This is a genomic window from Iodobacter sp. (genome assembly GCF_025352645.1).
GTDB lineage: Bacteria > Pseudomonadota > Gammaproteobacteria > Burkholderiales > Chitinibacteraceae > Iodobacter.
The window spans coordinates 1-24,579 of record NZ_JANXSO010000126.1 but is presented as its reverse complement, the minus strand read 5'-3'; the positions used below and the strand labels follow the sequence as shown (position 1 = coordinate 24,579).

At 47.6% G+C, this 24,579-nt stretch carries 20 protein-coding genes; 16 read left to right on the top strand and 4 right to left on the bottom strand.

From position 1 onward, the window contains the following. Positions 1-75 precede the first annotated feature (75 nt). The 11 genes from Q0R17_RS14005 to murI all read left to right on the top strand — a co-directional run bounded on the left by Q0R17_RS14005 (position 76) and on the right by murI (position 12,767). Entirely contained in the window at positions 76-738 is a 663-nt protein-coding gene (locus Q0R17_RS14005) for an HAD family hydrolase (RefSeq protein ID WP_293935910.1), read from the top strand. Positions 739-808: 70 nt separating this feature from the next. Further along, positions 809-3,256: a glycogen/starch/alpha-glucan phosphorylase gene (locus Q0R17_RS14000; protein WP_293935909.1), complete on the top strand. Its 2,448-nt coding sequence runs from the start codon at positions 809-811 to the stop codon at positions 3,254-3,256. Between the two features lie 97 nt (positions 3,257-3,353). After that, a complete protein-coding gene (locus Q0R17_RS13995) occupies positions 3,354-3,902 on the top strand; it encodes an NUDIX domain-containing protein (RefSeq protein ID WP_293935908.1) in 549 nt (182 codons plus the stop codon). 667 nt (positions 3,903-4,569) lie between these two features. After that, the gene (locus Q0R17_RS13990) at positions 4,570-5,034 is read left to right on the top strand and encodes a DUF2846 domain-containing protein (protein WP_293935907.1); all 465 of its coding nucleotides are present in this window, start codon (positions 4,570-4,572) and stop codon (positions 5,032-5,034) included. Between the two features lie 211 nt (positions 5,035-5,245). After that, positions 5,246-5,632, top strand: coding sequence for a hypothetical protein (locus tag Q0R17_RS13985; RefSeq protein WP_293935906.1), 387 nt, complete (start codon positions 5,246-5,248; stop codon positions 5,630-5,632). 249 nt (positions 5,633-5,881) lie between these two features. Then, complete coding sequence (locus Q0R17_RS13980; protein ID WP_293935905.1) at positions 5,882-6,820, top strand: MbnP family copper-binding protein; 939 nt, start codon at positions 5,882-5,884, stop codon at positions 6,818-6,820. Next, on the top strand, positions 6,817-7,959 hold the full coding sequence (locus Q0R17_RS13975; RefSeq protein ID WP_293935904.1) for a methanobactin export MATE transporter MbnM: 1,143 nt from the start codon (positions 6,817-6,819) through the stop codon (positions 7,957-7,959). Before Q0R17_RS13980 ends, Q0R17_RS13975 begins: the two co-directional genes overlap by 4 nt. Continuing rightward, the gene (locus Q0R17_RS13970; protein ID WP_293935903.1) at positions 7,907-9,034 is read left to right on the top strand and encodes a hypothetical protein; all 1,128 of its coding nucleotides are present in this window, start codon (positions 7,907-7,909) and stop codon (positions 9,032-9,034) included. Before Q0R17_RS13975 ends, Q0R17_RS13970 begins: the two co-directional genes overlap by 53 nt. A gap of 198 nt (positions 9,035-9,232) precedes the next feature. Then, positions 9,233-9,703, top strand: a complete 471-nt coding sequence (locus Q0R17_RS13965; RefSeq protein WP_293935902.1) for a copper chaperone PCu(A)C — start codon at positions 9,233-9,235, stop codon at positions 9,701-9,703. A 621-nt stretch (positions 9,704-10,324) separates the two neighbouring features. Continuing rightward, entirely contained in the window at positions 10,325-11,707 is a 1,383-nt protein-coding gene (locus tag Q0R17_RS13960) for a peptide MFS transporter (protein ID WP_293935901.1), read from the top strand. Between the two features lie 247 nt (positions 11,708-11,954). Then, on the top strand, positions 11,955-12,767 hold the full coding sequence (murI, locus tag Q0R17_RS13955; protein ID WP_293935979.1) for a glutamate racemase: 813 nt from the start codon (positions 11,955-11,957) through the stop codon (positions 12,765-12,767). A 102-nt stretch (positions 12,768-12,869) separates the two neighbouring features. On the opposite strand, the gene Q0R17_RS13950 is transcribed toward murI, so the two are convergent. Beyond that, entirely contained in the window at positions 12,870-13,757 is an 888-nt protein-coding gene (locus Q0R17_RS13950) for a LysR family transcriptional regulator (RefSeq protein ID WP_293935900.1), read from the bottom strand. 31 nt (positions 13,758-13,788) lie between these two features. On the opposite strand from Q0R17_RS13950, the gene mdtH reads away from it, so the two are divergent. Both mdtH and Q0R17_RS13940 read left to right on the top strand, forming a co-directional pair. Then, positions 13,789-15,060 (top strand): multidrug efflux MFS transporter MdtH, encoded by a 1,272-nt coding sequence (gene mdtH, locus Q0R17_RS13945; protein ID WP_293935899.1) that lies wholly within the window; start codon positions 13,789-13,791, stop codon positions 15,058-15,060. A gap of 507 nt (positions 15,061-15,567) precedes the next feature. Next, positions 15,568-16,878 (top strand): dicarboxylate/amino acid:cation symporter, encoded by a 1,311-nt coding sequence (locus tag Q0R17_RS13940; RefSeq protein ID WP_293935898.1) that lies wholly within the window; start codon positions 15,568-15,570, stop codon positions 16,876-16,878. Between the two features lie 113 nt (positions 16,879-16,991). On the opposite strand, the gene Q0R17_RS13935 is transcribed toward Q0R17_RS13940, so the two are convergent. From Q0R17_RS13935 to Q0R17_RS13925, 3 genes are all read right to left on the bottom strand, one after another. Then, the gene (locus Q0R17_RS13935) at positions 16,992-18,359 is read right to left on the bottom strand and encodes an NAD(P)(+) transhydrogenase (Re/Si-specific) subunit beta (RefSeq protein ID WP_293935897.1); all 1,368 of its coding nucleotides are present in this window, start codon (positions 18,357-18,359) and stop codon (positions 16,992-16,994) included. Further along, positions 18,359-18,709 (bottom strand): proton-translocating transhydrogenase family protein, encoded by a 351-nt coding sequence (locus Q0R17_RS13930; protein WP_293935896.1) that lies wholly within the window; start codon positions 18,707-18,709, stop codon positions 18,359-18,361. Before Q0R17_RS13930 ends, Q0R17_RS13935 begins: the two co-directional genes overlap by 1 nt. A gap of 97 nt (positions 18,710-18,806) precedes the next feature. Further along, positions 18,807-19,970, bottom strand: coding sequence for a Re/Si-specific NAD(P)(+) transhydrogenase subunit alpha (locus Q0R17_RS13925; RefSeq protein WP_293935895.1), 1,164 nt, complete (start codon positions 19,968-19,970; stop codon positions 18,807-18,809). 469 nt (positions 19,971-20,439) lie between these two features. On the opposite strand from Q0R17_RS13925, the gene Q0R17_RS13920 reads away from it, so the two are divergent. From Q0R17_RS13920 to Q0R17_RS13910, 3 genes are all read left to right on the top strand, one after another. Beyond that, positions 20,440-20,763 (top strand): DUF2325 domain-containing protein, encoded by a 324-nt coding sequence (locus Q0R17_RS13920; RefSeq protein WP_046351268.1) that lies wholly within the window; start codon positions 20,440-20,442, stop codon positions 20,761-20,763. A 185-nt stretch (positions 20,764-20,948) separates the two neighbouring features. Next, positions 20,949-23,594: a type VI secretion system Vgr family protein gene (locus Q0R17_RS13915; protein ID WP_293935894.1), complete on the top strand. Its 2,646-nt coding sequence runs from the start codon at positions 20,949-20,951 to the stop codon at positions 23,592-23,594. Further along, positions 23,591-24,388: a DUF4123 domain-containing protein gene (locus tag Q0R17_RS13910; protein WP_293935893.1), complete on the top strand. Its 798-nt coding sequence runs from the start codon at positions 23,591-23,593 to the stop codon at positions 24,386-24,388. Before Q0R17_RS13915 ends, Q0R17_RS13910 begins: the two co-directional genes overlap by 4 nt. Positions 24,389-24,579 lie beyond the last annotated feature (191 nt).

Genomic DNA, 24,579 nt, shown 5'->3' with positions numbered 1-24,579 from the left:
TGTCCATATTCAAATTAAGTTATGCAGCTCAATATATAATCGTAAGCAATTGGCATAAATTTAAATTGGAAGAATATGCAGGCTATTTTGTTGGATTTAGACGATACCTTAATTGATGAAAAAAATGCTTCACGGCAAGCCTTTTTATCCTTTATTGCTGAAAATAGTTCACGCTTTGCGGCGCAAGATCAACAAGATCTATTTAATCAATGGCGAACATTATCGCAAAAATACTGGTTGCAATTCGAGCAGGGTGAAATCTCGTTTCAAAATATGCGTCGCCAGCGGCTAAGGGCTTTTTTAGCAGAGCCATTAGCTGATTCAGCGGCGGATGCCATTATTTCTGCTTATTTAAAAGTCTATCAAGCGTCATGGCAAGTCTTGCCAGAAGTGGCCGATTTTTTAGTGCTAAGCAAAGATATTCCCAAAGCCATTATTAGCAATGGAGATAGGGAACAGCAGTTACAAAAAATCACCGCTATGGGTTTAGATGCGCATATTCAGATCGTTATTACGCCTATTGATTGCGGATGCTTTAAACCTGCGTATGGCATTTTTAAATATGCCTTAGCTCAGCTTGGCGTGGCCGCCGAGCAGACCTTAATGATTGGCGATTGCATGATTCGGGATATTCAACCCGCGCACGCCTTGGGTATGCATACCTTTCATGTGGAGCCCTATAGCACGAGTAAAAATTTAGTCGCTGCACTAGAGAGTTACGGCTTAGTTAATTGCTAATTAATTTTCTGGCTTATCTGCTGTGACTGGCCTACGCAGCGCTTTAAATTGTAATAAAAAGGAGCACCCGATGACGGTATCTTTTGAATATGATTCCCCTGGTAATGATACCGAGGCTTTAAAGCATGCTATTGCGAATAAGCTGGTATTTTTTATTGGTAAAGATCCTATCGTGGCGCAGCCTAAAGACTGGTTGAATGCCACTTTTCTGGCGGTGCGGGATAGATTGGTAGAGCGCTGGATGCGCACCACAAGGGCGCAGTATTCTCAGGATTTAAAGCGGGTTTATTATTTATCGATGGAGTTTTTAATTGGCCGTGCCCTATCTAATGCCTTATTAGCATTAGAATTATTTGAGCCGGTTAAAGCCGCGCTAGATGAAATGGGGGTGGATCTAAATGAGATTCTAGATTACGAGCCTGATGCCGCCTTAGGTAATGGGGGCTTGGGGCGCTTAGCTGCTTGTTTTTTAGATTCAATGGCTACCATGGGCGTGCCTGGCTTTGCTTATGGGATTCGCTATGATTTTGGAATGTTTAAACAACGCATTATTGATGGCCAGCAAATAGAAGCACCCGATACGTGGCTATCTGCTTTAAATGTATGGGAGTTCCCCCGTGATGAAATTCAATATGTGGTGCAATTTGGGGGGCGAATAGAAACTGAAGGCGCTACCGTGCATTGGCTAGATACGCAAAATGTATTGGCGATGGCTTATGATTATATTATTCCAGGCTATCAAACCACGGCCACAAATACTTTAAGACTTTGGTCGGCTAAAGCCTCACGCGGGATTAATTTATCTAAATTTAATCAGGGTGATTATTTAGCTGCGGTAGAAGAAAAAAACCATAGTGAAAACGTATCCCGCGTTTTATATCCTGATGATTCAACGCTGCACGGTAAAGAACTGCGGCTGCGGCAAGAATACTTTTTTGTTTCGGCCTCTTTACAAGATATTTTGCATCGCTATCTCTTCACCCACGAAGATTTTAATCAATTAAGTGATAAAACAGCTATTCACTTAAATGACACACATCCAGTATTGGCTGTTCCAGAATTAATGCGCTTATTAATGGATGATTTTCATCTGGATTGGGATACTGCTTGGGGATACACGCAAAAGATTTTTTCTTATACCAATCACACCCTGATGAGCGAAGCGCTAGAAACATGGCCGGTAGAGATGTTTGCTCATTTATTGCCCCGGCATTTAAAAATAATTTTTGATATTAATGAGCGGTTTTTAGCTGAGGTGAAACAGCGTTTTGCTGGTGATGATGCCTTAATTAGCCGTGTTTCATTAGTGGATGAATCAGGTGAGCGTAAAATCAGAATGGCCTATATTGCCGTAGTGGCTAGCCATAAGGTTAATGGCGTTTCGACGCTACACTCGCAATTGATGAAATCAACCATCTTTGCCGATTTCGCCCGTATTTATCCAGAACGCTTTACCAATGTAACTAATGGTATTACCCCTAGGCGCTGGTTAGCACAGGCGAATCGGCCGCTGGCTGCGTTGATAGACGATAAAATTGGCAAAACTTGGCGAGTGAATTTAGATGAATTGGCCGAGTTAAAACCTTGGGCCGAGGATGAAGATTTTATAAATCGTTTTATGGTGGCTAAACGGCAAAATAAAGAACGTTTGGTTCGTTATATTGCTACGCATTTGGGTGGGGTGGTATCCCCTGATGCACTATTTGATGTGCAAGTAAAACGTATCCATGAATATAAGCGCCAGTTATTAAATGTATTGCATGTGGTTGCGCGTTATCAGTATATTTTAAAAAATCCAGATGCCGTCATTGTACCCAGGGTGGTGATTTTTTCAGGTAAGGCAGCATCGGCATATAAAACAGCTAAATTATTAATTCATTTAATTAATGATGTCGGAACAAAGATAAATCATGACCCTAGGGTCGGTGATAAGCTTAAAGTGGTGTTTATTCCCAATTATAGCGTGAGCTTGGCAGAAATCATTATCCCCGCCGCAGATCTATCTGAGCAAATATCCACGGCGGGCACCGAGGCATCGGGTACAGGGAATATGAAATTTGCATTAAATGGGGCATTAACGATTGGCACTTTAGATGGTGCCAATATTGAAATTGGCCAAGCGGTAGGAGCAGAAAACATCTTTATCTTTGGCAATAATAGTGAGGAGGTGCAGCGGCTGCGGCAAGAATCCTATAACCCACGGGCGATTTATGAGGCTGACCCGATTTTGCACGAGGTATTAAATAGCATTGCATCGGGATTATTTAGCCCAGATGAGCCGGAGCGGTATCGGGTGTTATTTGATTTATTGGTCAATTGGGGGGACCATTATCAATTGCTGGCAGATTTTGCTGATTATGTCAAAGTGCAAGGGAAAGTCGATGCCCTGTATTTAAAACCATTGGAATGGCATAAAAAAGCGTTGCTGAATGTGGCCGGGATGGGGCGTTTTTCTTCAGATCGCAGTATTAGCGAATATGCGCGTAAAATATGGCATAGCAGCAGTGTTAAATTATAGGCCAAGGTTGATGATGCTCGTGCTGAAATAAGCTCAGTGGTTTAATGTCATCTGCCTCGTGTTTAATACTGAAAGTATATTTTTATAGTGGAAAATAATGCAAAAAGATCAGCACTTAATTGAAGAAAAAATCAGTAGCGAGCGGGTATTTGATGGGGCTTTATTACATATTAATCGCGATATTGTGCGCCTGCCTGATGGGAGTGAAGCCACGCGGGAATATGTGCTGCACCCCGGTGCGGTGATGATTATCCCCATCTTGCCCGATGGCAGGCTGCTGATGGAGCGGCAGTATCGCTACCCTATGCACCGCGTGTATTTGGAGTTTCCCGCAGGCAAGCTGGATGCTGGTGAAGATGCTCTGACTTGTGGCAAGCGTGAGCTGCTGGAGGAAACCGGCTACACCGCACTAGAGTGGCAAAAACTAGGCGTTCATCACCCGATTATTAGCTACACCAATGAAGAAATCCATTTTTACTTGGCGCAAAACCTAACTGCAGGCAAGGCTCAGCTGGATGAAGGTGAGTTTGTGGAATGCCTGGCGGTGAGCCTAGATGATCTGATTGCAGGCGTGCTAGATGGCTCGATAACCGATGGCAAAACCGTAGCGGGGATCTTTTGGGCAGAAAAAATACTGAGTAGATAGAAGTTCTCTAAATGGGATTGATTCTTTGCTAATTACATGTTTTATGTTAAATATTTATGACGTAGTGTTATTAAAATAAACAAAAAGTTCTAGAAATATTAATAACTTAGAATTAATTTTCAAATACCTTTGATTGGATATTAGGAAAATCAGCAGTGTCATTCTCGGAGCTCCGCTACGCTGTCGGATCATCGATAAAAATTCGAGGATGATATTCTGTTCCCTACTTAAAATTCAAGCATCAAAACTTGTTATTCTCGGCTTATCTTCGATTCAACCGAATGGAACTCGTACCTGATAATGAATTAAATTTCACTTGTTATTGCTTTATTTTCCATATATGCTTATGGCATTTTTGTTAATTGTATTGCTACTAGCTGATGGTTTTTAAGTTAATTGTGGCAATTAACGATGTACTAAATAGATTAATTAACACTTATCCCATACTGTTGATATGGTTAGAGAAACCATTTTTCGTCATTGTATTGCGATGTGGATTAAAAAATATCGTTATAGGTCAACTGCATAATGGCTCTGTTTTTATATTGGTTTTTCGAGGCTCTTATCATCACTAAGTGCTCACCACCATCTTAACTGTTGGCAAAAAAGCATCGTGTGGGTATATAAACTTTTGCTTAATTTAGCATTCTCAATAGGTTTACCATTAATGAAGATTTTTTCCGTTATTACCCTAGCTGCAACGCTGTTCATTTCCGGTTGTGCATCTGTCGATATGGCTTCTAAAGCTGATTCTGCAAAAGCAAAAGAATTTAATGCACCAAGGCAAGGCAAGGCTGGTGTTTATGTTTATCGTAATAGCTTTGTTGGTAAAGCCCTCAAGAAAGATATTTGGGTGGATGGCAAGTGTGTCGGCGAAAGCGCTCCAGATGTGTTTTTCTTTACAGAAGTTGAAGGCGGAAAAACCCATAAGATTGATACCGAATCTGAATTCTCTCCAAACACTTTAGAAGTGATGCTTGAAGAAGGTAAAAATCACTTCATTCGTCAATATATTAAGATGGGTGTGTTTGTAGGTGGTGCTGGTGTAGAGCAAGTACCTGAAGAGCAAGGCAAAAATGATGTTGCTAAGCTCAGTCTGGCAAAATCGGGTAAGTGCAGCGCAGCAAAATAATCAGCAATACCCGCCAAATAAGGGATTTTTAACCCTTATGCGTAGAAGTGCAGAACTGCTCTGGCTATCCACCATTTTGCTGACGGCTGGGGAGTTAGATCAAGCCTGTGCTTTTACGCTTAGCTAGTTATTTTGTGTGTGTTGCTGATTTTGCTTGGATGCCAGTGGCCTATGCCAATATAATCTGATCTTTCCCCGCACTTTCTGGTTTATGACAGCACGCCGCTATCAGCTCAGCCTACGTATTGCCTTCTTGGCGATCATGCTGCACGTCCTGATGCCCTTGCTGCACGCGACTTTGCCGCAGTCTGCTTTAAGAAGCAGCGTTTTTTGCGGCACGATGACGCCGATTGTTGAATATCAGCTCAGCCAACTTCCAGGTAGTAAGCCTGAATCGTTATTAGCGAAGGCTGCTCCTGCCTGCGTGCTTTGCGCTCATGCCGATCAGACTCAGGCTCCGGTCTTAGATATACCGGTGATGGTAGCGGCGGTGGCTATGTTGCCGCATAGTTTTGGCATGCCAGCAGCGCCACCATTGCGCCTGCACCGCAATTTATCCCTCCCTCCCCCTGGCCACGCCCCTCCTGTTTTTTCCTAACAGATTCTTGATATGCGCGTTTTGCTAAAAAGCTAAGTTCTGTAGACACAGAGTCAAATGAGAACACAGAGCACACGGAGAAAATCTAAGGCTTGTCTGTGTGTTTTGTGTTCTCACCAATCTCTGCGCTTACAGATCTGAGGTTTTTCAGTCTTTTTGCTTAAATACTCGCGCGTCATTCATGGATCTGTTCAGCCTTTTTGCACCTAGCTTATCTGGCGTGCTTTTTTATGCTGTTTGGAGAAAACCATGCGTTTATATGCAATTCTTGCTTGTCTTATTTTGTCTGCCTGCAATTCTAGTGGTGATAACGCCACGGCCACGCCGCTTAGCCCTTTACCTGATCAGGCGCTTGCCGTGCAGTTTGCACTGAAAGCCGGAGGGCAAACGGCGGAATGTAATACCACACTGCCAGCGTTGGGCAGCCGCGCCACACCGGCCAAGCTGCGCGATGCTCGTCTTTATGTGCACGATATCAAACTGATTAATGCCCTAGGGCAGGAAGTACCGCTGGCGCTAACGCAAAATGCCTCGCAATACCTGAATGTGGCGATGCTGGATTTTGAAAACAAAACCGGTAATTGCGTTGGTAGCTCAGAGCTAAACCAGCAGGTGACGGGTACTGCGCCAGGCGGCCAGTATGTAGGGCTTAGTTTTAAAGTGGGTGTGCCTGATACCGCCAAAGATGCGGCGGGCAAAGAGGTGATTCTGAATCACAGCGACACGATGGCCGTACCTTCGCCATTAAATAATATGGCGCTGGGTTGGAGCTGGCAGGCGGGGCGTCGCTTTGTGCAGCTAGAGCTTAATCCGGATGTGCCCGCGGTGAATGGCAAAATAGTGAATTGGTTTTTTCACTTAGGCGCAACTGGCTGCAAGGCGGATGCGGTGAATGCCAATCTATTTAGCTGTAGCAACCCTAATATTTTGCCACTGCGCTTTGCCAGCTTTGATGTGGCCAAGCAGCGGGTGGTGTTAGATTTAGCCAGCCTCTTGCAAGGGGTAGATATTAGCCAAGATGCCGGTGGGGCGATGGGGTGCATGAGCGGGCCGACCGATCCTGAATGTGGGCAAATCTTTAATAATCTTGATCTTAATCTGAATGAATCCGCAGCAGGCAAGCAGGATGCGGGCCTAGCTAAGGGCGATGGCAGTTTCTCTAAAGTATTTAAGGTTGAATTGAGATGATTTTACGCTGCCTGCTGGCAGCGTTAGTGCTCGGCGGCTGCGTGCAGTCGGGCACTGCTACCGATGATCCGGCTCGCCAGAGTGCGAGTTGGTCATGGGAGCTGCCATTTTATTTTCCCACCCCCAAGGTGCCAGCCGATAACCCGATGAGCGAGGCCAAGTTTCAGCTGGGCCGCGCCTTGTTTTATGACGTAAGGCTGTCTGGTAACGGCCAGCAAAGCTGTGCTTCCTGTCATGAGCAGGGCAAAGCGTTTACAGATGGCCGCGCTGTGGCGACAGGCTCTACCGGTGAACACACGCCGCGTAATGCGCAGAATCTGGCCAATGTGGCTTGGCACAGCACTTACACTTGGGCTAATCCTGCGTTGGTTACGCTAGAGCGCCAAATGGAAGTGCCCTTGTTTGCCGAGCATCCGGTGGAAATGGGCATCAATGACCAGAATAAAGCCACGGTGCTGGCGCGTTTTCAGGCTGATCGTGAGTCTGTGCAGCGCTTTGCAGAGGTTTTTCCTAGTGAGCCGATCGGCTTTAGCCAGATCATTAAAGCCATTGCCACTTTTCAGCGTGGGCTGATTTCTGCTTCTTCTAAATATGATCAGTATTTGCAGGGCAGGGCCACGCTATCTTCTGCCGAGCTGCGTGGTAAAGATCTGTTTTTTGGTGAGCAGGCGGAGTGCTTTCACTGCCACGGCAGCTTTAATTTTAATGATCAGGTACGTCACGCCGGCTCTAACACGGCAGAGACGCTGTTTCATAACACCGGTCTTTACAATATCGATGGCAAAGGGGGCTTTCCCGAGCCTAACCGAGGCTTGTTTGAGCTGAGCGGTGTGGCAGGTGATATGGGCATGTTTCGTGCGCCAAGCTTACGCAATGTGGCGCTCACCGCACCCTATATGCACGATGGCAGTATCGCTACGCTGGAAGAAGCCCTGGATTTTTATGCCGCAGGTGGGCGTGAAATCAAGACTGGCCCGCATAGCGGGGATGGCCGTCTTAATCCGTTTAAAAGCGATTTGATTGTTCGTATTCAGCTAAACGAGCAAGACAAAGCCAATATCGTCGCCTTTTTAAAGACACTCACTGATGAAAAATTTATTAATGATCAGCGCTTCGCTGATCCTCGCCGCAGCAAATAACGCCATCGCTCACGATGGGCCACATGATCAAAGTGCTGGTGATACGCAAATTAATCTGCTGGCTGATATCCGTTATCTGAGCGGCGATTCTGCATGGCCCAGCACCCTGCCCGTATTGGGTAGCAACAGGGATGACCGGCGCGGCGCGTGGTATGGGGGCTCTGGCTTGGAATGGCGGCAACGCTGGACGCCAGAAGTGGATACGCTATTGGTGGCTGCTTACGACGAACACGAGCAGAGCATGGTGCTGGATCATGCGGTGATTCGTTATCAGGTAGCAACGGCTCAGATGGCCTTGGGGCGGCAGTCCCCCGTGTTTGCCGATGCCGGATTAAGCCCATGGGCGCTACCTGATTTATGGCTTTATACGGTATTAGCTGATGATCACTGGCACGAAGATGGCTTAGCTCTGCGCTATACCATGGGTAATCTGACGGCGCACGCGGGTGTTTTTAATGGCCACGGCTATCCAGGGGCAGAAAGTGCGATGTGGACTGCAGGCTTAGTATGGCAGGATGGCCCTTGGTTTGTGGCAGGCCATGCTGCGTATTTATCTGAGGTAAATCGTTCCTTAGTCACTGACGCGCATAGCGGGCATAGTCATGCTGGGCAGGCGGTGGGCTGCGGTAGGCTCACAGATTGCTTGGCTGGCAAATCCACGTTGCTGCGCGCAAAGGCTGGCTGGCAGGGGAATCAATACTGGCTGCAATCAGCGTGGAGCTGGCAGCAGCAGGACGGTCAGCTTGAAAGCACGCTGGGTCGCGTTGCTTATAAAGGGGAGCTAAACAGCTTAGCGTTTGAGGGTGGGATCAAGATCACCGAAACCATCAAGCTGGCGCTGCGCCATGAATGGATGGGGATCAGCCATCAGTTAGTGGGTTTTAACGCTGCGCAAATCGCCAGTAAAAACGGCATCGCCAATAGTGATGAGCAGCCGTACCAAACTGGGCTACGCCTAGCATGGCAAGCGCATCCCGCGCATTTGCTGGCGTTAGAGCTTTACCAAACCCAGCGTAGTGGTGAATCTAATCATTTGGCGATGTTGCAATGGCAGATGAGTGTGCGGGTGTATTGATGGTTAAGTATTTCATGTTGGGCGTAAGTATCTGCACAATTTCTGTAGAAGAAAAAGGTTATCGGCTTAAGGTTTAACGATCAACAGTGCCCTTAAGTTGATAGGATTGGCTTGCACCCGCCCTACGTGACTGATTTATTGCTTCGCAGCAACTTTTTAAAACCATGTTCTACTTTTATTAAATCAGGGATTCTAAAAATGAAAAAAATCGCCGTATTACTCGCTTCTTCCATTTTGTCTGTTTCGGCGTTTGCCCATGAATACAAGGCGGGTGATATTCGAGTGGTTCATCCTTTTTCGGTGCCAACACTGCCTGGTAAGGACGTTGGCGCGGCCTATATCGGGCTTGAAAATAAAGGCGAAGCCGATGTGCTGCTTACTGCCAGCACAGAGCGTGCCGAGAGGGTTGAGCTGCATACCATGAGCATGGAAGGGGACGTCATGAAAATGCGCCAGATTAATGAGCTGGAAGTGAAGGCGGGTGAAACCATTAAGATGAAGCCGGGTATGGGCTATCACCTCATGATGTTTGGCCTAAAGCAACCCTTAAAGGCGGGGGATAAATTTCCGCTGAAATTACAGTTTAAAAAATCAGGCGCGGTTGAGGTGTCGGTAATGGTGCAAGAGCGTGAAGTGGGCGCTAAAGCGGCAGAAGGGCATTTCCATTAATTGCAGCGCTTAAAAAGCCTTACTTTGCTTCAAACTCACTCTGCGGCTAGGGGGCACGGCTGGTTACGCCTGATATTTAACTAGGGTACGGCCAGTCGTGTGCTTACTACATTTATGCTTTTTGTGAGCGGCGCTTTGCGTGTTGCAAGATGGCTTTCGTAAAGCTAGATACATTTCTTATTTCGTAAGTAATTGATTGCTTGTTTTGGCTTTGAGCAAGCTGATGATATTAGCAATTTTTTCACCTCCCATTCCCCGTTATTCTAAATCCACAATATTTTATGCTATTGTCATCAGCATAAAATGCCAATATATGCGCTAAATCAAGCACGATTACGGCATAAAGAGCGATGCTCTGGCTGCTTTAACTCTGCATTGGCCTAAATTGCTTAATATAGAAAATCGATCTCTGCTGAAAGTAAGTATTTACGCGGTGTAGCGGGCATTTTGCACGTTTAAAAACAATACTATTTACGTCGCCTTAGTTCAATTTTTGCGTTGTTAGTTCCGTAGTTGTGAAAATTACCTCTGTAAAAGTGGGATTTTTAAGTAACGCACCGCTACGTTTGTAAGGTATTAATAGTAGCAATACAACACTTGATACTTACAAAGGATGCCCAGATGGCAAATCAGCCTAGCCACCCTAAAGGCCTCTACCTTTTATTCGCCACTGAAATGTGGGAGCGCTTTTCTTACTACGGTAACCGTGCTTTATTAGCGCTGTTTATGATTTCTGCATTGTCTTTTGACAAGCACTTTACCTCGGCGCTGTATGGGCAATACACGGGCTTGGTGTATCTGGCTCCGCTGGTTGGCGGCTACGTCGCCGATCGTTTCTGGGGCAATCGCCGCTCTATTGTTGTGGGTGGTTTATTGATGGCCTTGGGCCAGTTTTTGCTCTTTTTTGCAGGTACTTGGTTTCAAGAAGCTAAAATTGCGATCCCGCTGTTCTACAGTGGCCTAGGTTTTATTATTGCGGGAAATGGCTTTTTTAAACCCAATATCTCAACCATGGTTGGCCAGCTTTACGAGCCAAACGACAGCCGTAAAGACACTGCCTATACCATTTTTTATATGGGGATTAACTTAGGCTCGTTTATGGCACCACTGATTTGTGGCGCTTTGGGCGATACGGGTAACCCTGCAGATTTTCGTTGGGGATTCTTGACTGCTGGCGTGGGTATGCTGATTTCCTTAGTGATCTTTATTAGCTTTCGTGACAAGTATCTGGTTGATCCGGCAGGAAAATTGATCGGCTTGGCACCAGGTAAAATCAGTGCAGAAGAGCGTGCTATCCGCGATACACCGCTGACTCAAGTGGATATCGAACGCATTATCGTGATTGGCGTATTGTCATTTTTCGTGATTTTCTTTTGGTCTGCATTTGAGCAAGCGGGCGTCTCGCTGACTTTCTTTGCTGCCGAATCGCTTGATCGTGAAGTGCTGGGCTTTACCGTGCCAACTTCATGGTTTCAGTCTTTAAACCCAGTGTTTGTGCTGATTTTTGCACCAGTATTGGCGTCAGTATGGACTTTTCTTTCTAAGCGCGGCGCAGAGCCAAGCTCACCAACCAAGATGGCTTGGGGCCTGCTGTTCCTAGGTTTTGGTTATATCGTGATTGCGATGGCAGTAAAGCATATCGAGCCAGGCGTAAAAGTATCGATCATGTGGTTGGTGACGATGTACTGGCTGCACACCATGGGTGAGTTATGTCTTTCTCCGATTGGTTTGTCCTTGGTGAATAAGCTCGCTCCAGCCCGCTTTGCATCGCTTTTGATGGCGGTTTGGTTTACCGCCAGCGCGGCGGCCAACTGGTTTGCCGGTATCTTGGCGGGTTTCTATCCAGAAGCGGGCCAAGCTATCCCAAGCTTTATGGGCTACCAAATTAACGGCATCTATGAATTCTTCATGCTATTTGTAGGGATGGCGATGGCCGCTGCGGCGCTCTTGCTCTTGTCGACCAAGAAACTGCAAAAAATGATGCATCAAGGCGTAACGGCTTAAATTCTTTTAAGTTCTGATGTTTAAGTGGTGGCCCGTTTCAATGGAACGGGCCATTTTTTATTGGCGCAATTCTGCACTCTCATTGGGAGCAAAGCATCCTAGGGAGGCTGAACCCCCATATGCGCTAAGCAAAAAAAATTATGTTTAAGGGTTTTTCGGTTTTATCACTAAAAATATGCGCTATATGCCCGAATTACCGAAATATCCAGCTCGCCCAGATCGGTACTCCAGCGTAAAATACCATTCCATGCAAAATCCATCTCTTCCTTCCCATCCTATTGGCGTGTTTGATTCTGGCGTTGGCGGTTTAACCGTAGTGCGCGCCTTGATGGACAGACTGCCGTTTGAAAATATTATTTATTTTGGTGATACCGCCCGTGTGCCTTACGGGGTGAAATCGGTGGATACCATTGCCCACTTTACTCAAGAAATTGCCCTGTTTTTGCAAAATCAGCAGGTAAAAATGCTGATCATTGCCTGTAATACCATGGCGGCGGTGGCGGCGGATTTGGTGCGAGCCAATGCCAATGTGCCGGTATTGGACGTGATTGAGGCGGGCGCTAAAAGTGCTGTAGAGGTGAGTTGGACGGGAGGAATTGGCGTGATTGGCACGCCAGCCACCATCAACTCTAACGCCTATGCCCGTGCCATTCATCAAATTAAACCGAGCTATCGTGTGTATTCACAGGCTTGCCCGCTGTTTGTGCCGCTGGTAGAAGAGGGCTGGCTAGATCATCCGGTGACTAAACTGACGGCGCAGGAATACTTAAAACCGGTCTTTGTAGAAAAAATCGACACACTGGTTCTGGGCTGTACCCACTATCCGCTGATTAAGCCGCTGCTTTTAGACGTGGTGGGGGGGAGAATGAAACTAGTTGATTCGGCCTTATCCATTGCCGACCAAGCGGCTGATTTATTGCAGTCTTCTGGCATGGCCAACCCAAGCCACCAGGCGCCGGAATACCGCTTTTACGTGACCGACGTGCCGGTTAAATTCCAAAGTGTGGGCGAGCGCTTTTTGGGGCGCAGTTTAAATAAGATTGAGCGGGTGAATCTGTAATCACGCTTAGGCTAAAAATGGTTAATCCACAAAAAGCACGAAAAAACACGGGCGCTTAAGCTTGTTTCTTCGTGTTTTTTGTTGGGAATCATTCTTACTTTTTTAAGCCCAGTCCGCTGCCATCGCCCTCACGGTATCAATTACGAGCTGCTTGCTGCTGTCGCGGCGCTTGCCGCTGCGCCACGCCATCATGACTTCCCATTCCCAAACAGGTAAATCGCTGATCTCTAGTTTGATTAGCCGCCCTTCGCGCAAATCTCGTTTAACGGCAACTTCAGGCATAAAGGTTAAAAAGCCATGCTCCATGGCCATTTCGCGGGCTGCGCTGGCGGGTTGAATGGCGTGAATAGGCCCGCTAGCGGTGCGATAACTGCGTAGCTGATTGATGAGCTGGTCACAGCCATCTCCCCAAAATTGTGGGGCGAGTTGCTGGTTGGCAATTTCAGCCAAGCTTAAAACCCCAGAACGGGCAAGAGGGTGGCGTTTGTGCACCACCGCCACAATAGGGGAGCGCCAAATGCGCTCCATCTGAATGCCGGCCATGGGCGGACATTTTAAGATAAAGCCAAGCTGGGCTTTGCCGCTTAATAGCTGCTCCATGATATTGGGCGAATGATCGCTATTGCAGCGGATTTCGAGTGGTGCTTTGGCGAGCGCCACCAAAATAGGCCCAAAAATCACCGAGGCTAAAGAGGGCATACAGGCTAACTGCATTCTAGGGAGGGCCGGTGCGCCTTGTAGCGTTTGGCGGCCGGTTTCTAGCGCGGCTAAGGCTTCTTTGACTGAAGGTAAAAAGGCGAGGCAAGCTGCCGTGGCAATGGCTCCTCGGCGATGGCGCTGAAATAACTGTGCGCCTAAATCGGCCTCTAGCAGGCTGACGCGTTGGCTAACCTGAGGCTGTGACCAGCCCCGCCTAGCCGCTGCTTGGCTAAAACTGCCACAGGCCACGATATCCAGCAGTAATTGCAAATCATCAAGGCTAAGAGACATAAGAAAAACCTATATTAAATATTGCCAGTTAATGACTTCTATAATAACTGTCATCGGCCCAGAATATGCATTAATCATTCATAGGGGCAAGAAAATGGCAGGGGCAGAGCGGGCAAGGCGCTTGGGGCGGCGTTTTATTATGTTGGATAATATGCTGGTGGTGTGTGGGTTCTTTTTGGTGTTTCCACTGATCAGTCTGCATTTTGTAGACCAACTAGGCTGGGCTGCCGCCGCTGTGGGTTTGGCCTTGGGTGTGCGGCAGTTATCGCAGCAGGGGTTGGGTTTAATTGGTGGCTCTTTGGCGGATCGCTTTGGGGCAAAACCTTTGATTGTGGCTGGGATGCTGCTGCGGGCGGCAGGTTTTGCCGTGATGGCATGGGCCAGTCACCCCAGTATTTTGGTTTTTTCCTGCGTGCTATCTGGCTTAGGTGGCATGTTATTTGATCCGCCCCGTAGCGCTTTAATTATTAAGCTGACTCGCCCAGCAGAGCGTAATCGTTTTTATTCGCTGCTCATGATGCAAGAGAGCGCCGCCGCCATGTTGGGGGCTTTGATTGGCTCATGGTTGCTGATTTTTGATTTTTATTGGGTGGCGATGGGCGGCTGCGCGGCCTTTATATTAACGGCCTTGGTCAACGCTATTTTCTTGCCTGCTTATAAAGTAGCCGCAAAACGGACTTCGGCAATGGCAGCAATTCGTACGGTGCTGGCTGATAAGCCTTTTTTGGTGTTTGTGCTGACGCTCAGCGGCTATTACGTGCTCTGTGTGCAAATCATGCTGTTGATGCCTGTGGTGATAAAACAATTGGCAGGCACGGCACAGGCGGTGGGCTGGATGTATAGCTTGGATGCCATGCTGGCATTGTGCTTACTTTATCCTTTGGCAAGATTAGGCGAGCGTTATTTCAGCTTAGAAACACGGGTTTTGGCGGGGATTGCTTTAATGAGCATCAGCATGACCGCGATGGCTTTGGTGAGTGGGATTGTGGCGGCCTTTGTGGTGCTGACGTTCTTTTATTTGGGCACATTAATTACCGAGCCAGCTAGAGAAGCGCTATTGGCCCGTTTTGCCCAACCAGAGGCAAGGGCCAGCTATATGGGAATGGGGCGAATGGGCTTGGCTTTGGGCGGCTTGTTTGGTTATACCGGCGGAGGGTTTTTACTCGATAACGCGCGTAGCTTGAATACGCCAAGCCTGCCTTGGTTAACGCTGGGCCTGATTGGTAGCCTTACTTTTATCGCTTTACACAGGCAGTTTTTTCCTTACTTTAAGGGTTTTAAGTATCATTTGAGGTTTGGTTGATTACAGTATTGTGTCGGCTTTGAAAATAATTTCACCAGCCTCCTTGTAAGCCTAAGCTGCTGAAAAACTTGGTTTATCCTTTATAAATAGCGTTTGTTAATTGTTTTTTTCTTACGCCTTGCCTGCTCTGGAGACTCTGGGGCAGGCTTTGCTCGTTTGGATGTAAATAATGCACATGCGAACAAGTAAGACTTGCGGTGTAATAGGGTGATGTAAGAGTGCATGATGATTCGAATTTCATTTAAAAACGATACATTGCGGGCTGCGTTTGTGAGGCCTCACCGCTGTATTGCTTGCGTCCCCGCTTAGCAATATCCGCGTTTGGCTTGCTTATTGTTTTTGGAATAAGAATATTTCATTAATTAAAAATAGAATATTAAGTAAGTTTTAAGTCGAAATAGATATCATTTATTTATCTTTAAATCTAGCTTATTCGCTAGCATTTTTTGGTGGTTGTGTTTTTCTATTGCCGTACTGAATTGCTTGGTAAGAATACAGAGAATTGTAATGCAGTCTAAAAATTTAACTTTATATATTATCCTAGCTATGGTGCTGGGTATTATCTGTGGCTATGCCGTGAACCAATATGCAGATAACTCTGCTTCGCTGGCTTCTTTTGCTTCTTATATATCGCTACTCAGCGATATTTTCTTACGTTTAATCAAAATGATTATTGCACCGCTGGTTTTCTCTACCTTAGTGGTAGGGATCGCCAGAATGGGGGATAGCGGCGCAATTGGCCGGATTGGTCTTAAAACCATGGGCTGGTTTATGTTTATGTCGCTCACGTCCCTCGTATTGGGCTTGGTGATGGTGACCATTCTTGAGCCGGGTGTGGGTTTAAATCTGCCATTACCCGCCGTGGGTACAGACAGCGGTGTGGTTAAAACCGCGATGAATCTGAAAGACTTTTTGCACCACGCATTCCCAAGTAGCATTTTTGATGCGATGGCTAAGAATGAGATTCTACAGATTGTGGTGTTTTCGATTTTCTTTGGCGTGGCAGGTGCGGCGCTGGGTAAACGGGTTGCCCCTTTGGTGGATGTGATTGATATGGTGGCCCATGTCATGCTGAAAATCACCACCTACATTATGAATTTTGCGCCAGTTGCCGTGTTTGCTGCGATGGCGGCGGTGATTGCTAAAGAAGGGATTGACGTACTGGCGGTGTATGGCAAGTTTGTGGCGAGCTTTTATCTCAGCATCTTTATGCTGTGGTGTGTGATTACCTTGCTGGGTTTTATATTTTTAAGAACGCGGGTGTTTTCTTTGCTGCGCCGGATTCGTGGGGCGGTATTGCTGGCCTTTACCACGGCCAGCAGCGAGGCGGCTTATCCGCAAACCTTAGAGCAGCTAGAGAAGTTTGGCTGCAATAAGAAGATTTCCAGCTTTGTATTGCCAATTGGTTACTCGTTTAACCTTGATGGCTCGATGATGTATTGCACATTTGCCACCTTGTTTATTGCGCAGGCTTACGGCATTGAGTTGACCTTGATGCAAAAAATCATGATGCTGCTGATTTTGATGCTGACATCAAAAGGTATGGCGGGCGTACCACGTGCATCTTTAGTGGTAATTGCCGCTACGCTATCGCAGTTTAATATTCCAGAAGCAGGGCTATTGCTGATTTTAGGCGTGGATCATTTCTTAGATATGGGCCGCTCTGCCACCAATGTACTTGGCAATGCCGTGGCGACAGGGGTGGTTTGTAAGTGGGAAAACGAGCTGGGCGAAGAGCGTGATGTGTTGCCTGATGAGCTAGAGCCCAAAGTAGAGGCGCAGCCCGCGCCAATTTTGGATAAACCAGTGACCGTTTGATGGTTTGATGGTTGTAATAAAAATGGCCCAGATGATTTTTGGGCCATTTTTTTGCTGGGGTAATTAGCTTGATTATGCTGCGTGGGCACAAAGGCGTGCCCACCCTACATATTTTAATGCACCGCCTGCAACATCTTCTCCACCACCTTTTTAGCGTCGCCAAATACCATCATGGTTCTATCCATATAGAACAAATCATTATCTAGCCCCGCATAACCTGCACTCATCGAGCGTTTAACCACCATCACGGTTTTGGCCTTATAGGCTTCTAAAATTGGCATGCCGTAAATGGGGCTGCTAGGGTCGTTTTTGGCGGCAGGGTTGACCACGTCGTTGGCACCAATAATTAGTACTACGTCGGCGGTGGAGAATTCGCTATTGATTTCTTCCATCTCCACCACTTTATCGTAAGGTACTTCGGCTTCAGCCAGTAGCACATTCATATGCCCTGGCATGCGGCCCGCTACGGGGTGAATGGCGTAGCGCACGTCCACGCCGCGGGCGGTGAGTAGATCGCTTAGCTCTTGCAGTGCGTGCTGAGCGCGGGAAACGGCAAGGCCGTAGCCCGGCACAATAATCACTCTTTCTGCGTTTTCCATCAAAAACGCTGCATCATCGGCACTGCCCGTACGGTAGTTTTTTTGCGCCGAGCCAGCAGGGCCTGCAATGGCAACTGCAGCCCCAAAGCCACCGAGCAGCACCGAAAGAATCGAGCGATTCATGGCTTTGCACATAATGTAGGAAAGAATCGCCCCTGATGCGCCAACGCAAGCGCCAGCAATAATCAGCACAGGGTTATTCAGCGTAAAACCAATCCCCGCCGCTGCCCAGCCCGAGTAAGAGTTAAGCATAGACACCACCACCGGCATATCGGCTCCGCCAATGGGGATAATCAGCAGCACACCCAGCGCTAGCGCAATCGCCGTCATAATCAAGAAAGAAGATTGGCTATCGCTCACTACATAAATAGCGCCAAAGCCCAGCATGGCCAGCGCCAGCACTAAATTTAAACCGTGTTGGCCTCTAAAATTAATGGCTCTTGCGCCAAATTTGCCAGAGAGCTTGCCGTAGGCAATGACCGATGCACTAAAAGTGATTGCACCAATAAAAGCGCCGATAAATAGCTCGGTTTTTTGCATACTGCCGTGGGTCACGCCAGTATGAAAAATAGCGGCAATGGCAATCAGCACTGCTGATAAACCCACCAAAGAATGCATGGCGGCAACCAGCTCGGGCATGGAGGTCATTGCTACGGTGCGCGCTCTGTAAGCGCCAACCACAGCGCCTGCGCTCATGGCGGCTAAAATCAGCCAGACTACGGGTTTATCGGCAACAAAAAACGAAGTGGCAATGGCAATCGCCATCCCAATCATGCCAAAGAAATTACCGCGTCTGGCAGATAAAGGCGATGAAAGCCCTTTGAGCGATAAGATAAACAGCACGGCAGAAACCAGATAAAGAATGGAAGTAAAGTTCTGCATTATTTTGCCTTCCTTTTAAACATCGCCAACATGCGTTGTGTGACTAAAAATCCACCAAAGATATTAATACTGGCAAGGAAAATAGCCACGGCACCTAAGACGCTGGTGATACTGATTTCTTGTGCGTTGATATCCACGACTTGCAGCATCGCCCCAACAATAATGATGCCGCTGATAGCGTTAGTTACCGCCATCAGTGGTGTGTGTAGGGCTGGGGTGACATTCCATACCACGTGATAGCCAACAAAAATTGCCAGAATAAAAATAGTCAGGCTGCCAATAAAGGGATCCGTGCTTAGCGTATGGCTGCTGACTTCTGCCACGGCAGAGGCGGCTAAAGATAGCGACATTGCTTACTCCATATATGTTTTGAGGTTATGTAGGGTGGGTACGTCTTTGTGCCCACGCGGCATAGGCTGCTTTGCCACGTGTGGGCACAAAATTACCCTATATAACGGTTGCTGCGCGGCTTGGGGCTGCTTCGGTTTTTTTGCCAAACAAGGCATCGCCCTTATGGCAGACAAGCGTGGCTTTAATGATCTCATCCTCAAAATGCGGGGCGTATTTAGCCTCGGTATCTTGAAGTAGGCTTAAGAAAGTCAGCATATTGCGCGCATAAAGCGCGGATGCATCGGCAGCCAGCAGGCTAGCTAAATTGCCATGGCCGACAATAATCACGCCATTATTGCTATGCACCACTTCACCGGCTTTGGATAGCGGGCAATTGCCGCCGCTATCTACCGCTAGATCAATTATCACCGAGCCTGCTTTCATGGCCTTAATCGTGGCCTCAGGGATCAACACCGGCGCGGCTTTGCCTGGGATTTGTGCCGTACTAATAATAATATCGGCAAGGCGGGCTTGTTGATCAATTAATGCGCTTTGGCGTAGCTTGTAATCATCCGACATCTCACGTGCATAGCCACCGGCGGTTTCTGCCGCAGCTTTTTCAGCATCGCTAAGTGCAACTTCAATAAACTTGCCGCCCAAGGACTCTACCTGCTCACGCGTGGCGGGGCGCACGTCAAACACCTCAACAATTGCGCCGAGCCGCTTGGCGGTAGCGATGGCTTGTAAGCCAGCCACGCCCGCACCCAGAATCAACACCCTTGCTGGTTTAACCGTCCCTGCAGCGGTCATCAACATCGGCATAAAGCGGGGATAGTATTGCGTTGCCAGTAATACTGCACGATAGCCCGCAATATTGGCTTGCGAAGATAAAACGTCCATCGATTGGGCACGGGTAATCCGTGGCACCAGCTCCAGCGCGTAAGCACTGATTTGTTTATTACTGAGGGCTTCTAAGTAGGGGTAGCGATGAATATCAAACAGGGCCACAAGGGCAGCATGCAAAGGAAGCTGGGCCAGTTCATGCGCTTCTGGCGCACGGACTTTTAAAATAAGTTGCGCGCCCTGATAAAGCGCGTCCGTATTGTTGGCTATTTCAGCACCTGCCTCGGTATAGGCGGCGTCGCTGATGGCGGCATGGATGCCAGCCTTACTCTCTACTCTGACCGTATGCCCTGCTTTAATCAGTTTTTTTATTGTCTCCGGCGTCGCAGCAACCCGGAACTCCCCGGGCAGCACTTCGGCGGGAATGGCAATCAACATATCTGTTTCCTCATGGTTATCAGTGCAATGGGCAAACAATGGAGGTTTATGTCAGTTTGAATATTGGCCTGAGTCAAATAAGACCGAGTTTGATCTTATCGCAGTGCAACATTAATTTGCCGTGTGAAGTGTTCAATTACTTTGAAGGTGTTGTATTTCGTGTGAATCCACCCCATAGAGCATCTATTTTTATAATGTGTTTACCTTATTACTGGGGTGAAAATAGCACGATGTAACTTGATTTTAGCGGCCGCTGTAGGCTTATTTTCAAATGAATGTATGAAAAAAACACCGTGTATTTAGATGATTTATTGCATTTTTTTATCTTGGATCTATTTTTTGTGGGTGATTGGGCTGCTTATTGCACGGCTGGCAGTTAAAGCTTACATGTGGCTTGTAATAAAAATGCTATTGATAATCATTATCATTTATAGGAGAATCAATTCATCCACTCTATCGAGGCAATAGCATGAATGCATATTTGGTTGGCGCAGATGTACTGGGCAATATTCCTGATCTTTTATCCAGCTACGGTATTAAGGTGCATAAGCATGTTTCAGGGCGTAATGCAGCGCACCAGCGCAAGCCTGCCAGCTTAAAAGGCGCAGATCTATTAATCTTATTTACTGATTTTCTAAGCCACAATGTGATGCGCGCTTATCGCGATTTAGCGCATGAAGAGAACGTACGCTTTGTAGCTTGCCGCCGCTCGGTCTGTGCCTTGAGCCAATCGTTAGACAAAATAGAGTGTACGAAGGTGTGCGATGCATGCCCAAATAGAAAGACGCACTGACGATGTGTGTGTTCGGGCTAGAAGTGCTGGGCCAGTTATTTTGAGTGCAGCAATGCAATGCTGATTAGTCAAATGGCCTATAGGTAGTTTACCTTGCAGTGATATGCCCTGAGAATAATGATGTAGTGCGATATTGTAAAGTTTGATGTAATGTTGCATTTTAGTTTAGTAGTGGATTACCCCGTATGAGCGCTACAGATTTGCTCGCCTCCTTTGCCGCTGCTTTCTCACAAAATCAACGGCTTATTTCCCTGCAACTTGGCGATGGGGGGGTATGGGGAGAGCAGCTGCTGCCACAGCGAGTGGAGGGGCACGAAGGGATTAACCAAGCTTACTGCTACCAAATAGATTGCCTGTCACCCGATGGCGCTCTAGAGCTTAAATCCTTACTTGGCTTACCCATTGTTTTATCTGTGGCTGATGCCAATGGCGCAGAGATTGAGCGCTGCGGGGTTATCTCCCAAGCACAATTGCTTGGCTCTGATGGGGGCTTTGCTAAATATGCGCTGACGGTAGAATCCCCGTTTGCCTTACTCCGCTACCGCCGCACTTCACGTGTTTTTCAGGATTTATCTGTTTCCGACATTATCAAACAAGTTTTAGCCGAGCATCAAACCAAAAACCCCGTGTTTGCCGCCGTGCAAACGCTAGATTTCAAACTCTCTGGCACGCACGCGCCTCGATCTTACTGTTTACAATACCGAGAATCAGATTTCGATTTTATGACCCGCTTATTGGCGGAGGAAGGGCTTTCGTGGCGATTTGAGCATCTGGCTGGAGATAGCCCGCAAGTACAACTGGTGATCTTTGATGATGCCTTTGCGCTTCCAGAAGCGCAGGAAATGCAAGTTCGCTTTCATAGGGAAGACGCTACGGAGGAGTCAGATTCTCTTACCGAATGGACAACTCAGCGGCAAGTGGGCAGCAGCTCGGTATCTTTGGCTAGCTTTGATTACAAAGCCACCACAACTAACCAAAGTTTTGATGAAAGTCATATTGACCAAGGCGATGGCGGGCAACAGCTGCAAGCCAGCCTTGAAGATTACGATCCACAAGCACTGTATTACGCCAGTGATGCAGAGGGCTTAAGCCACTACGCACAATTGCGCCAGCAAGCGCATGACGGGCGAAAGAAGTCCTTCGCTGGCTCTGGGGCATTGCGCAGCTTGCAAGCTGGGCAGTGGTTTCGGCTAGAAGAGCATCCCGCCCACGAATGGGATGCTGCCGAGCAGCGCGAATTTGCCGTGACCGAACTAAAATTCACCGCCAATAATAATTTGCCAGCAGATTTAACACAGCAACTAGGCCTAGTTGCCCCCAGCCTGCTAGCCGCTACTGCCGCCAAACCCTATCAAGCCGATTTCACCGCCCAAAGACGCGGCCAGCCGATAATCCCCGATTTTGCCCATGCAGAGCACAGCAGGCCCAAAAGCCGAGGCCTGCAAACCGCCACCGTGGTCGGCCCTGCCGGATCAGAAGTGCATACCGACGAGCAAGGCCGAATTAAGGTGCAGTTCCACTGGCAACGCCCCGCAGAACATCCTGAGTTTGGTGCAAACCTAGACGATAAATCCTCCTGCTGGATACGCGTCGCCTATCCATCGGCGGGTGCAGGCTTTGGGCATCAATTTATCCCGCGCATCGGCCAAGAAGTAACGGTGAGCTTTATCGAAGGCGATATTGACCGCCCGATTATCACTGGCGTGGTCTATAACGGCAGCCACCCTGTGCCGGCATTCAGCGGCGCAGGTGCTCTACCTGCTAACAAAACATTATCCGGTATCAAAACCAAAGAGCATGAAGGTGGTCAATACGGCGAGCTGCTGTTTGACGATACAAAAAGCGAAGTCCGCACCAAATTATCCAGCGAGCACGGCAAAACCCAGCTCAACCTTGGCTATCTGATCCACCCCCGCAGCGACGGAAAAGGTGAGCCACGCGGCGAAGGTTTCGAGCTGCGCAGTGATATGCAAGGTGCAATTCGCGCCAATGGCCTGCTGATCAGCACCGAAGTTAAAAGCGGCGCTAGCGGCAAGCAACTCGATCACAGCACCGCGCAAAGCCAGCTAGAATCGGCCTTAGCGTTGGCCCAAAGCCTAGGCGAAACGGCCACCAATCAACTTGCCGATACCATCGAAACCGGCGAAGACGATCAAACGGTTAAACCAGACAACAGCGCAGGCAGCAAAGCCGCTACCGGCCATCTGCACCACCATGTGCACGCTAGCAAAAGCTTTGAAGCGGGCAGCAACACCGATAAAGACGGCAAAAGCAAATCCAAAGATCAAGCAGGCCAGCAAAAAATCATCCTACTGCACGGGGAAGACGGCGTAGCCATCACCAGCCCGCAAAGCCAGACGATTGCTGCCGGTACCAACCTTGATCTGGTCGCCCAGCGCGACAGCAATCAAACCTCCGGCCGTCGCTGGATTCATAACGTGGGATCACACATCAGCCTGTTTGTTGCGGGGGTGAAAGATAAAGTTGCGCTAAAACTGATCGCCGCCAAAGGTAAAATCCAGCTGCAAGCGCAAAGTGACGATATTGAAATTACCGGCGATAAAGATTTAAAAATCACCGCCTGTAAGGAAAGCATCCACGTCGTTGCCAAAGACGAAATTCTGGTCACCGCTGGGGGCGGCTATATCCGGCTAAAGGGCGGCGATATCGAGATTCATTGCCCAGGTACGGTCACGATAAAAGGCGCGACTCATGATGTGAGCGGGCCAGCGCAAATGAACCCGCCTTTGCCGCAGTTTCCTAATTCGGTTTGTAAAGAATGTTTGGCTTCGGCCATTAAACAAGGTAATCCATTGGTCACCGCAAAATGATAAAAGCCGAGCAAATACTAACTGCTGCCACACCAACGCAATGGGCAGATTTACTTCAAGCAGAAAATCATCGCTATGCGTATTTTGATGTTCTTTTTGAGCAAGCTCTTTTTTCTGAGAGAGAAATACAAAAAATAAAACGCCAGTATCATGCAAGCAATGATTTTATGGTGCTTGCTGGAACTCAGCATGCTGATTCGGCAGAAATTGGCCCAAGATTGTTGCGTTTTCCTTTAGCTTCATCAGGGGCATTACTTAATAAAGCATTAATCACTCTTTTCAATAAAACAAAACCGGTATTTTTATTGGGCGGCTTGGCGTTTGAATCTATTGCGGAGCATATACAGCGATGCACCTTGGTGGAGTGGGATGATGCGCGTCAGAATGGCATTCTACGATTTTCAGATTCTCGTTTGTTTGCAGTGATTGCAGATGCGCTTAATTCAGAAGCGCAAGCTTTTCTTTTAAGTGCGGCACCATTTTGGTATTGGCAAGATAGAGATAGCAATGCTCAGTATTTCGACAATAGCATGCCGTTTTATGCAGAAAATAGCCTAGTGTGGCCGCATCCTGGAATGGTGCTGGAGCAAAAGCAGGTGGATCTGCTTTCAGCGTGGCATCAGGCAGAGCTTTGGCGGCAGAATGATATGCTGTATCCAGAGTTATTGGGTTTAGATTCACAGGAAAATATGATGAAAAAATTGGTGACGGCTCAATTAGCGGCGGATCAAGCTGGTTTATGGTCAGAGACAGAGCGCCAACCTTTTTTACAGCAGCAAGTGGGCTTGAAATAAATTACAGCATTTAAATGATTGATTATTCGATTTTAAATAAAAGAGAACGTTAAGTAGTTCGACATAAGTTATCACGCATTTTTAAAGGAAAAAACAGGTGATTTTCGTAGGGTGTGCAAGTACCTTTCTTGCGCACCAGCCTTTGGTGCGTAACGCCTACGGCGTTTTGCACCCTACGAAAAACGCATGAT